The 6356-nt window shown below is 55.3% G+C and carries 8 protein-coding genes; 3 read left to right on the forward strand and 5 right to left on the reverse strand.

Annotated elements, in window-relative coordinates; genetic code table 11:
* Positions 1-149 precede the first annotated feature (149 nt).
* From ACWIZX_RS07655 to ACWIZX_RS07665, 3 genes are read left to right on the forward strand one after another with little or no spacing between them, the layout of a single operon-like run.
* The gene (locus ACWIZX_RS07655) at positions 150-1076 is read left to right on the forward strand and encodes a diacylglycerol/lipid kinase family protein (protein WP_448335346.1); all 927 of its coding nucleotides are present in this window, start codon (positions 150-152) and stop codon (positions 1074-1076) included.
* 11 nt (positions 1077-1087) lie between these two features.
* Positions 1088-2722 (forward strand): helicase-associated domain-containing protein, encoded by a 1635-nt coding sequence (locus tag ACWIZX_RS07660; protein ID WP_448335347.1) that lies wholly within the window; start codon positions 1088-1090, stop codon positions 2720-2722.
* Positions 2723-2778: 56 nt separating this feature from the next.
* The gene (locus tag ACWIZX_RS07665; RefSeq protein ID WP_448335348.1) at positions 2779-3960 is read left to right on the forward strand and encodes a glycine C-acetyltransferase; all 1182 of its coding nucleotides are present in this window, start codon (positions 2779-2781) and stop codon (positions 3958-3960) included.
* Here the strand turns inward: ACWIZX_RS07665 and ACWIZX_RS07670 are convergent.
* From ACWIZX_RS07670 to ACWIZX_RS07690, 5 genes are all read right to left on the reverse strand, one after another.
* Entirely contained in the window at positions 3957-4394 is a 438-nt protein-coding gene (locus tag ACWIZX_RS07670) for a SufE family protein (protein ID WP_322794248.1), read from the reverse strand. The two genes, ACWIZX_RS07665 and ACWIZX_RS07670, sit on opposite strands and share 4 nt — an antisense overlap.
* Positions 4391-5248, reverse strand: a complete 858-nt coding sequence (locus tag ACWIZX_RS07675; protein ID WP_322794247.1) for a sulfurtransferase — start codon at positions 5246-5248, stop codon at positions 4391-4393. Before ACWIZX_RS07675 ends, ACWIZX_RS07670 begins: the two co-directional genes overlap by 4 nt.
* Positions 5249-5390: 142 nt before the next feature.
* Complete coding sequence (locus ACWIZX_RS07680; protein WP_448335349.1) at positions 5391-5597, reverse strand: hypothetical protein; 207 nt, start codon at positions 5595-5597, stop codon at positions 5391-5393.
* Between the two features lie 5 nt (positions 5598-5602).
* Positions 5603-6106 carry a ferritin gene (locus tag ACWIZX_RS07685; protein WP_322794245.1) on the reverse strand — a complete coding sequence of 168 codons (504 nt, stop codon included), beginning with the start codon at positions 6104-6106 and terminating at the stop codon, positions 5603-5605.
* A 41-nt stretch (positions 6107-6147) separates the two neighbouring features.
* Positions 6148-6356 (reverse strand): hypothetical protein (locus ACWIZX_RS07690; RefSeq protein ID WP_448335350.1); only part of this gene is annotated, 209 nt, incomplete at its 5' end.

Raw genomic sequence — 6356 nt, forward strand, 5'->3', positions numbered from 1 at the left:
AAAACGAGAAGGTCTGAAAGAATTATAACAAATGTCCGTCCATTCACAACGCATTCACGGCGTTGAGAATGGCGGTTTACCTTACAATATCGTTGGGTGAATTGGGTATAATCAACGGCATCATCTCCAAAACGTTTAGCGGGTAAAGCATGACCTCTGAAATTGTGATTCTATGCAACCCTCATGCCAATCAGAGCAAAGCCGCGGCGGTTGCCAGCCGCCTTCAACAAATTGCCCCACCCTCACCTCAGGTGGAGTGGGTATTTACGTCTTATCCGCGCCATGCCGTGCAACTGGCGCGCCAGATTGCCGAACAGGGCTGCCGTAAGTTGATTGCCATGGGCGGCGATGGTACCGTCCACGAGGTCGTCAACGGAGTCATGCACCTGCCGCCGGAACAGCGCCCGATCATTGGGATCATACCGGTCGGTTCAGGCAATGACTTAGCCGGAAGTCTGAAAATTCCCGCCGACCCGGTTGACGCCCTCAAACTGGCGCTGGACGGTTCGGTAGGCAATGTGGATATTGCCCGCATCGAAGATGACCGCGGACACGGCGAGTATTGGACTAACACCCTGGGAATCGGTTTTGATGCCGTGGTCAACATCCGCTCGCGCAGCATTCGTTGGGTGCGCGGCTTTTTGATTTACTTCTTATCGGCCCTGCAAACCATTCTTTTCAATCACACGCCGCTCGGTTTACAAGCCGTCCAGGACGGTAAAAGATGGCAGGCTCACCTATTGATGCTGGTGCTGTGCAACGGCCGGCGGGAAGGCGGCGCTTTCTGGGTTGCCCCGCAGGCCAGCCCCCAGGACGGAAAACTGGACTATCTGGGCATTCGCCGCATCTCACGCTTGCAAATGTTATACACCATTCCATTTGTGATGCAGGGTACCCATCAGCGGTTGCCATACGCCTGTCAGGGCCGCTTTCAGAAGCTGGAACTGGTTTCGGATCATCCCCTTTACATCCATACTGACGGTGAAATTTACGCCGGCCTGGATTCGACCATTCGCCAGATTCGTGTCGAAGCCATACCATCGGCTATACGAATGAACATTCCCTCTACCGGATAAATCCCCAAACCATGCCTGAATTAACTCACACCCTGCAAGGTCACGATCTCGGTTTCTTGAAAATGGTTGCCGGCCTGTGGGGTTTGGAACTCACCGCCCACGACGTCCGCTCAGCAATCCCGCAACTGATTCAAGCCATGCTTGACCGCCCGCTGCTGGAGGAAATTGTCGCCAGCCTGCCGGAAGGCGCCCACCGCGCCCTGCTGGACTTGCTGGCTCATCAGGGAAGGCTGCCGTGGTCGGTTTTCAGCCGTAAATACGGTGAGGTGCGAAGTCTGGGAATCGCCCGCCGCGACCGTGAAAGACCCGATCTCAATCCAATCTCACCGGCTGAAATGCTCTGGTACCGTGCCCTGATCGGCAAAGCCTTTCTCAATCAGCCACCTGAACCGCAGGAATTTGCCTATATTCCGGATGACCTCGCCACCCTTCTGGCAGTACCGGTTGAACCGCTCCCGCCTGTTTTGGGGCAGGCCGCCTCGCCACAGGATTATGACCACATCCTGCCGGCAACCGATCGAATTCTGGATGATGCCTGCACGCTGCTGGCCGCCCTGCGCATGGAAATGGATGAATCCCGCCTTGTCGGACACCTCAGCCTGCCGTTGCGCAATCTGCGCGCATTGCTCGAAGCCGCCAACTTTGTGGATGAGCAAGGTCAACCCCGCCCGGAACAGGTGCGCGCTTTTCTGGAAGCCGAGCGCCCGAAGGCTCTGCTTCAACTGGCAACAGCCTGGCTCAATTCCACCACCTGTGATGATTTGCGTATGCTGCCCGCGTTAATTTTTGAAGGAGAGTGGCGCAACGACCCTCTGCAAACCCGCAACCGCGTATTAAACCTGCTGCGTCAATTACCGGCTGAGGTCTGGTGGGATTTGAACGCCTTCATTGCGGCGGTAAAACAGGAACAGCCGGATTTTCAACGCCCGGCGGGGGATTACGATTCGTGGTTTATCCGCCGCGCGTCCGATAACCAGTACCTGCGCGGCTTTGAGTGCTGGGAGGAGGTGGACGGCGCTTTATTGCACTATCTGATAACCGCACCACTGCACTGGCTGGGCATCATGGATCTGGCCAGCCGTGACAGCAGCTCGCCGCCGCTCGCCTTTCGTTTTTCGGTGTGGGCGGGTGATCTGCTCACTGGTAAACCGCCATCCCTTGCCAATCCGGAAAACGGTGTCATCCGCATCAGCAGCGAGGGCATTCTGCACATTGAACGGAGCGCCCCGCGCAGCCTGCGTTATCAACTGGCGCGGTTTTGTGAATGGCTGCCACCGCGCGACGAAGTCTATGTTTACCAGATCACCGCCCGCTCACTGGCGCTTGCCCGCCAGCAGGGGTTGCGCAGCGTTCACCTGCTCCATTTGCTGCGCAAGACCGCCCAGCCTCCCTTACCACCGGCCCTGCTTCAGGCCATTGAACGCTGGGAACAGTACGGCGTTCAGGTGCGCTTACAGCAGGTCCTGTTGCTGCGGGTGGAAAACCCCGCCATTCTGGCTGCCCTGCGGAAAAGCCGCGTTAGCCGCCACATTCTGGAAGAAATTTCCCCCTCTGTGGTGATGATTCGCCGCTCTGCCAGAAATGCCATCCTGGCTGAACTGGCGCGGCTGGGGTATCTTGGAGCAGATGAAACAGAAGGGGTATAATGAAATCAAGTTACACCCCGCTTCTCAATCCCCAATTCTCAAAAAAAGAGGTGGCAATGATCGAACGTTTAGCCTGGATCCAGCAAGAGATCGAAGGTCTCAAGGAAAGCGGTCTATATAACCGTATCCGTACCATTGGGTCACCCCAGGGAGCATGGTTGATCGTGGATGGAAAAAAGGTGCTCAACTTCTGCTCCAACAATTACCTGGGACTGGCCAACCATCCACGTCTGGTCGAAGCAGCCCGCCAGATATTAGACCGCTACGGTGTTGGCCCGGCAGCGGTGCGCACCATCGCCGGTACCATGGAAATCCACCTCGAACTGGAAAGAAGATTGGCTGAATTCAAAAAAGTGCCCGCCGCAATCACTTTCCAATCCGGCTTTACGGCCAATCTGGCCACCATACCGGCGCTGGTCGGCAAAGAGGATATCATATTCTCGGATGAATTGAACCATGCCAGCATCATTGACGGCTGCCGGCTTTCCGGTGCGCCGATTATCCGCTACGCCCATTGTGACCCGGCCGATCTGGAACGGGTGATCCTAGAAAATCAGGGCAAGTACCGCCGCGCACTGGCAATCACCGACGGCGTGTTCAGCATGGACGGTGATATTGCTCCGCTGGATCAGATTTACCAGGTCACCAGCAAATATGGAGTTATGCTGATGGTGGACGATGCTCACGGCGAAGGTGTGATGGGCAAAGGCGGACGCGGCATCGTGGACCACTTCAACCTGCACGGCAAAGTGGATGTGGAAGTCGGCACACTTTCCAAAGCTTTTGGGGTGGTTGGCGGTGTGGTAGCCGGAGACCCGCTCATCGTGGAATGGCTGCGCCAACGCGGACGTCCGTTCCTGTTTTCCTCTGCCGTAACCCCGCCGGACGTAGCTGCTGCTATTGCCGCCGTGGATTTACTGGAAGAATCTACCGATCTGGTGGACCGGCTGTGGGAAAACGCGCGCTACTTCAAGGCCGAAATGAAACGGATGGGCTTCGATACCGGCAAAAGCGTCACCCCCATTACGCCGATCATGCTGGGTGAAGCGCCGTTAGCCCAGCAATTCAGCCGCGAACTGTTTGAGGAGAATGTGTTTGCCATGGCAATCGGCTTCCCCACCGTGCCGCGCGGCAAAGCCCGCATCCGGGTGATGATTTCTGCCTCACACAGCCGTGATGACCTGGATCAGGGACTGGCAGCTTTTGCAAAAGTCGGCAAAAAACTGGGCGTGATCTAGTCGGCCTTTTCCAGCGCTTCGGCAGCGCGGCGCTTGACATGTGCCAGAATCGCCGCCATACCGTTCAAGCGCTGGGCGGTCAGCACGTCCTGCAGCCCCATTTGCAGATAAAATTCGGCCGGAATGGCTAAAATTTCCTCCGGCGTTGTTTCATTCAACCCTTCCATGATCACCATGGCATAGCCGCGCACGGTCGGGGATTCGGCCGGCACATCAAAAGTGAAGCTCAACCGACCGTTGACCAGTCTGGCGCTCATGCGCACCGGAGTCATACACTCCGGCACATCTTCTGCATCCGATTCCGCGTCGAAATCCGCGGGCAGGGGCGGGAAGCGCCGCGCATAATCCAGCAGCAGCTCCAGTTTCTCCCGCCCCTCACATTCGGCAAAATCGCTGACAATTTCTGCCAGCCGCGGAGGTAATTGCCCACTCACGCTGCGCCCCCTTCGCCTTTTTCAATCGGCGCACCGACCAGATTACCCCACTCCGTCCATGAGCCGTCATAATTGCGCACTTTGGGGTAGCCCAACAGGTATTTCAGCACAAACCAGGTGTGAGAGGAACGCTCACCAATCCGGCAGTAAGCAATGATGTCTTTATCCGGCGTGACGCCGCGGCTCTGGTACAGCTCACGCAGCGCTTCGGGGGATTTAAAACGTCCATCCTCATCCACCGCCTGCGCCCACGGGATATTGACCGCGCCGGGGATGTGGCCGCCGCGCTGAGCGCCTTCCTGCGGGTATCCGGGCATGTGAATCAATTCGCCCGTGTATTCTTTGGGAGAACGCACATCCACCAGGGGCAAACCGGTTTGAATGTGGCGCATCACGTCATCGCGGAAAGCGCGGATACTGGCATCCGGCTCTTTGGCGCGGTACTGGGTCGGCGGGTAGGAAGGCACTTCGGTGGTCAAGGGACGATTTTCCGCAACCCAACGGGCGCGCCCGCCGTTCATCACCTTGCGTTTTTCATGTCCATAATATTCAAACAGCCAGAAGGCGTAAACGGCAAACCAGTTGCTTTTATCCCCATAAAACACCACCGTGGTATCGTTGGAAATTCCCAGCGAGGAACACAAAGCTTCAAATTCTTCCTTTGTCAGGAAGTCGCGCCGCACAGGATGCTGCAGGGTGGTGAACCAGTCCACCCGAACCGCACCGGGGATATGACCGGTATCGTAGAGCAGGGCATCCTCATTGGACTCAACAATTCGCACCGCCGGATCATTCAGGTGCTGGGCAACCCACTCGGTTTCAACCAGAAATTCCGGATAAGCATATTCGGCCATATTTTCCTCCAATTTAGATGATATTTATCATATATTTTACTAAAAACAACTTCAGATAGCAAGTCATTCGTAATGAAAGTAAACATCAATCACGGCGGTAAATTACCGCCGTGATTGATTCTTCGTTCAACTTATAGGAAAGTTATGGTACCGGCTCCACGGTCAGAATGATATTGGAGAATACATTGCCTACCGCCGGACCGAGCAAGGACAGCACGACCACAACCGCCAGACAAATACACACAATCACCGCTAAAACAATCAGCACAACGGTCAAGAGTGTGTTTCTTGGTTTGGCTGGGGCAGCCGATTGTGTCGAAATCGGCGCATTTGGGTCGTTGCCTTCCATGGCGATCAGTCCTCTTCCTCGTCTTCACGCTGACCCAGCATGGCGTTGATCTGGAACATGGCATTGATCGAGTCGCCAGCCGCTTTCAGCCAGTCCAACACCATGGTGGCGTTCTTTTCCTCTTCCACCTGCTCCTTGACGAACCAGTTAAGGAATTCCTGGCTGGCATAATCCTTATCCTCTACTGCAATGCTGTACAGCAGATTAATGCGCGCCGTAACCGACTGCTCATGGCGCAGCACTTCTTCAAAAATTTCCACCGGCGTGCCAAACTGGCTCGGTGGCGCGTCAATCGCCTGCAAAGTCACTTTGCCGTTGCGGTCATGGATGTATTCGTAGAACTTGAGCGCGTGCTCCTGTTCCTCTTTGGCTTGCAGTTTCAGCCATTTGGCAAAACCGCCCCAATTGGCTTCGTCAAAATGAGCCGACATCGCCAGATACAGATAGCCGGAATACAGCTCCAGCTTGATTTGAGTGTTCATTTCATCGAGTAAACGTTGACTGAGCATTTTATCCTCTCCTTTTGAAACAGATGATTCTCCAAGTTTTATTATAAGCCACATTCATCCCATTCCAATCCCCCCAGTGTTATCATTCTGTAAATGAATCCCCTCGCCCGCCACACGGCTTTCTCAAAGTCAAAAACGGTCAAACCGCAGCTGGCGGGCGTTGACAGATGATCGTTCGGAATAATCCACTTTTTAGTGCTTTTGCCCCCTTCTGCACCTCCCCCAATATCGCCAACGCGATATTGGGGGA

The sequence above is a fragment of the Bellilinea sp. genome (assembly GCF_053501535.1).

Excerpts from the sequence above, each read along its gene's own strand:
- ACWIZX_RS07665 (WP_448335348.1), top strand. The coding sequence starts at position 2,779 with ATGATCGAACGTTTAGCCTGGATCCAGCAAGAGATCGAAGGTCTCAAG.
- ACWIZX_RS07655 (WP_448335346.1), top strand. The coding sequence starts at position 150 with ATGACCTCTGAAATTGTGATTCTATGCAACCCTCATGCCAATCAGAGC.
- ACWIZX_RS07685 (WP_322794245.1), bottom strand. The coding sequence starts at position 6,106 with ATGCTCAGTCAACGTTTACTCGATGAAATGAACACTCAAATCAAGCTG.
- ACWIZX_RS07675 (WP_322794247.1), bottom strand. The coding sequence starts at position 5,248 with ATGGCCGAATATGCTTATCCGGAATTTCTGGTTGAAACCGAGTGGGTT.
- ACWIZX_RS07680 (WP_448335349.1), bottom strand. The coding sequence starts at position 5,597 with ATGGAAGGCAACGACCCAAATGCGCCGATTTCGACACAATCGGCTGCC.
- ACWIZX_RS07660 (WP_448335347.1), top strand. The coding sequence starts at position 1,088 with ATGCCTGAATTAACTCACACCCTGCAAGGTCACGATCTCGGTTTCTTG.